This window comes from Streptomyces sp. NRRL WC-3549 (assembly GCF_000721935.1).
Taxonomy (GTDB): domain Bacteria; phylum Actinomycetota; class Actinomycetes; order Streptomycetales; family Streptomycetaceae; genus Streptomyces.
On sequence record NZ_KL585389.1, the window covers coordinates 57,716 to 60,251 of the forward strand.

Annotated in this window: 2 protein-coding genes and 1 pseudogene; all 3 read right to left on the reverse strand. The window is 72.7% G+C overall.

All coding sequences use genetic code 11. From position 1 onward, the window contains the following. Nucleotides 1-744: CNNM domain-containing protein (locus tag IH13_RS40080; protein WP_031082213.1), on the reverse strand; the 744-nt coding region annotated here is incomplete at its 3' end. After that, on the reverse strand, nt 741-2,069 hold the full coding sequence (locus tag IH13_RS0107610; protein WP_031082214.1) for a hemolysin family protein: 1,329 nt from the start codon (nt 2,067-2,069) through the stop codon (nt 741-743). The genes IH13_RS40080 and IH13_RS0107610, both read right to left, overlap by 4 nt. A 198-nt stretch (nt 2,070-2,267) precedes the next feature. After that, nucleotides 2,268-2,536, reverse strand: a pseudogene (locus IH13_RS0107615) (M56 family peptidase); the annotation flags it as partial.

Consider the following 2,536-nt stretch of genomic DNA (forward strand, 5'->3'; position numbering starts at 1 on the left):
GGAGAACCCGCTGGCCGCGGCGGCCCGTTCGAGCCGCTGCGGCGTGATGTCGTGGCCCACGGTGACCGTCCTGGCCAGGGGCACCATCACCTCGCCGACCGGCCGCGTACCCAGTTCGAGCGCGTCCCGCAGCCGCTCGCCGTCGGCGGGGTCCAGCAGGCCCGCCTCGCTGGAGTCCTTCACCAGCCGGACGAGTTCGTCGTCCGTGTAGACGGAGGAGACCTCGCCCTTCGGTTCCACCTTCAGCAGCCGCAGGATCGCGTTGGCGAAGGCGTTGATCCCGAAGACGAACGGGCGCAGGGCGCGGGTCAGGGCGACCAGCGGCGGACCCAGCAGCAGCGCCGTCGGCGCCGGGGCGGCGAGCGCCATGTTCTTCGGCACCATCTCCCCGACGAGCATGTGCAGGTACGTCGCCGCCGTCAGGGCGATCACGAACGCGATCGGGTGGATCAGCCCCTGGGGCACCCCGACGGCCTCGAACGGCGGCTCCAGCAGATGGGCGATGGCCGGTTCCGCGACCGCGCCGAGCACCAGCGAGGAGACGGTGATGCCGAGCTGGGCGGTGGCCATCACGGCGGAGAGGTGTTGGAGCCCCCAGAGGGTGGACGCGGCACGGGCGTTGCCCTTCAGCGCGGCCGGTTCGATCTGGCTGCGCCGTACGGAGATGAGGGCGAACTCCGCGCCGACGAAGAAGGCGTTGGTGAGCAGCGTCAGCGCGCCGATCAGCAGCTGGACGGCGGTCATCGGGCTTCCTGGACGGTCTCGGGGACGGGGGCCGTGATCCGGACGCGGTCGGCCCGGTGGTGTACCACGTGCAGGACGGCGAACTGCCAGCCGTCCGCCTCGACGCGGTCGGTGACTCGCGGGATGCGCTCCAGGCGGGCCGCGAGCAGCCCGGCCAGCGTCTCGTACGGCCCGTCGGGCGCGGTCAGCCCGATCTCCTCCAGCTGGTCGAGCCGGACGGCGCCGTCGGCCTCCCACACCGGGCGGCCGTCCGGCGACCCGTCCAGCGGCACCAGGCCGGGCCGCTCGTGCGGGTCGTGCTCGTCCCGCACCTCGCCGACGACCTCCTCCACGATGTCCTCCATCGTGGCGACGCCCGCCGTTCCGCCGTACTCGTCGATCACCACGGCCATGGTCCGGCTCCGCCGCAGCCGTTGCAGCAGACGGTCCACGGGCAGCGAATCGGGCACCAGCAGCGGGGCGGTGGCCAGATCGGTCACCGGGGTGCGGGAACGCGCGTGCTCGTCGAGCGCGAGGACGTCCCGTACGTGGACCGTGCCGATGACCTCGTCCAGGCTGTCGCGGTAGACGGGGAAACGGGACAGCCCGGTGGCGAGGGTGAGGTTGGCGGCGTCCTGGGCGGTGGCGCGGGCCTGAAGGGCCCGGACGTCCACCCGGGGCGTCATCACGTTCTCCGCGGTGAGCTCGCCCAGGTGCAGCGTACGGACGAACAGCTCGGCCGAGTCCTGCTCCATGGCGCCTTCCAGCGCGGAGTGCCGGGCGAGCGCGACCAGCTCCTGAGGACTCCGGGCCGAGGCCAGTTCCTCCTGCGGTTCCAGCCCGAAGCGGCGCACGAGCCGGTTGGCGGTGTCGTTCAGATGCCGGATCAGCGGGGCGAAGACCGCGGTGAAGGCGCGCTGCGGTCCGGCCACGACCTTGGCCACGGCCAGCGGGCTGGAGATCGCCCAGTTCTTGGGGACCAGCTCACCGACGACCATCAGCACCACCGTGGCGACGACGACGCCGAGCAGCGTGGCCACGGTGGGGACGGCCCCCTCAGGGAGTCCGGCGGCCTCCAGCGGCCCGCGCAGCAGGACGGCCAGCGACGGCTCGGCGAGCATGCCGATGACCAGCGACGTGACCGTGATGCCCAGCTGGGCTCCGGAGAGCTGGAAGGTCAGGCGCCTGGCCGCCTGCAAGGCGCCGTCCGCGCCCCGCTCGCCCGCTTCGGCGGCGCGCTCCAGCTCACCGCGCTCGACGGTGGTCAGCGAGAACTCGGCGGCGACGAACACGGCGCACGCCAGGACGAGGACGAGCGCGACGAGCAGCAGAAGCACTTCCGTCACCGTGTCACCTCCGTCCCGCGGGCTGTGTGCGGGTGGGCCGTGACACGGCTGGTACTGACAGGTTCACCCATTGCGGGTGCTGCTCCTTCGCGGTTCGTGGACAAGGCGGACCGGAGAGGTCCGGGATGAAAGTGTCCCGGCTCAAGGGTAAAGGGTCCGTAAAGTGCCCACGTCGGAGCCGAGCCGGGGCGGGTCGGGTCAGAGAGGTGTGGCGGCCTTCAGCGCGAAGAAGAGGGTGACCGCCGCGTTCGCCGAGGACAGTGCGGAGACCGTCGCCCCGGCCGCCGCCCCCCAGACGGCCAGACCGACGGCAGTGAAGGCGGGCGGCCACGCCCGTGCGACCGGGGCCGGCCCCAGCAGGGCCGCGACCCGCCGCGGCACCGGCCCGGGGGCGGCGAAGTGCGCGAGCGTCGCGGTGGGCGAGCCACGGGAGAGCAGCGCCGTCTTGCCGATCTGTCTCTTATACA